Here is an 885-nt window from a genome sequence, read left to right as displayed (position 1 = left end):
GCGGACGCCCGCGGCGAGCGCCAGCTCGGCCGGGTCGGCGTGCCGGCGCCGCCCGCGCTCCCCGCGCTGGTGCCGCTGCAGCGCGCCCTGCGGCCCCTGCGGCGCTACCAGCCGCGGGTGGCGGCCGTGGCGCCCGGCGAGCTGGACGAGGACGAGACCGCGGAGCTGAGCGCCCGGGCCGACCTGGTCATCCCGGTGCTGCGGACGCCGCGGCGGCGCGCCACGCTGCAGTTGCTCATGGACGCCTCGCCCGCCATGGAGGTGTGGGGCCGGCTGCTGGAGGATCTGCGTACGGTCTCCGAGCGCTCCGGCGCGTTCCGCGACGTCACCGTGCACCGCCTGCACCCGCTGCCCGACGGCGGCGTCGGCTGCACCGGCGAGGCCGGCCGCCCGTCGGTGCTGCAGGACGCCGGCCAGCTGCACGACCCCGGCGGGCGCCGGCTGACGCTCGTGCTCAGCGACTGCGCGGGCCCGATGTGGCGCGACGGGCGGATGCAGCGGATGCTGCACGGCTGGCTCGGCACCGCCCCCGTCGCCGTCGTCCAGCCGCTGCCGCACCGGCGCTGGCGGGAGATGCCGTTCCCGGCGCTGCCCGGGCTGCTCGTCCGCCAGCCCGGCCCGTACCCGACGCTGGACTTCCGCCCCGGCACCCGCGGCGACACGCCGCCGTCCGACGCCGGGCGGCTGCCGGTGCTCGCGCCCGAGCCCGCCGCGGTCGGCACCTGGGCCCGGCTGCTCGCCGCCGGCGAGGGGCTCTCGCTGCCCGGCGCCGCCGGCTGGGTGCGCCCCACCGCCGGGAGAACGCTCACCGCCCCGGCCGCCGCCGCGCTCGGCGCTCACGCCGGCCCCGGCCCTGCCGCCACGCTCGCCGCGTTCGACGCGACG

Annotated in this window: 1 protein-coding gene; it reads left to right on the top strand. The window is 80.9% G+C overall.

All coding sequences use genetic code 11. From position 1 onward, the window contains the following. Nucleotides 1-885: SAV_2336 N-terminal domain-related protein (locus ABD317_RS37345; protein WP_344296570.1), on the top strand; the 885-nt coding region annotated here is incomplete at both ends.

Source organism: Streptomyces synnematoformans (genome assembly GCF_039531005.1).
GTDB lineage: Bacteria > Actinomycetota > Actinomycetes > Streptomycetales > Streptomycetaceae > Streptomyces > Streptomyces synnematoformans.
The sequence above is the reverse complement of the archived record's forward strand: the minus strand, read 5'-3'. Positions and strand labels throughout refer to the sequence as shown.